This is a genomic window from Burkholderia sp. SIMBA_051, assembly GCF_046534915.1.
In the GTDB taxonomy this organism is placed as follows: Bacteria; Pseudomonadota; Gammaproteobacteria; order Burkholderiales; family Burkholderiaceae; genus Burkholderia; species Burkholderia ambifaria.
The window spans coordinates 1-240 of record NZ_JAWRXS010000813.1 but is presented as its reverse complement, the minus strand read 5'-3'; the positions used below and the strand labels follow the sequence as shown (position 1 = coordinate 240).

Here is a 240-nt window from a genome sequence, read left to right as displayed (position 1 = left end):
CGTGTTCGGCGTCACGCGATGCGCGGCGAGCGCGAGCGTGCCGAGCGGCGCGTCGAGATCGGCATCGAGACCCACGCGCGCGGCCAGTTCGCGAGCGCGCGCACGACGCGCGCCACGCGGCGCCCACCAGTTTCGTCCGCCACTCTTAACATCACTTCGAGCACCACTTTGAACGCCGCCCGACACGCCGCCGCACAGTTCATCGAGCAGCAGATTGTCGGCAATCGACGACGTGGGCAC

Annotated in this window: 1 pseudogene; it reads right to left on the bottom strand. The window is 69.2% G+C overall.

Features of this window, described 5'->3' with window-relative positions:
* Nucleotides 1-240: pseudogene (locus SB771_RS36710) on the bottom strand (hypothetical protein); the annotation flags it as partial.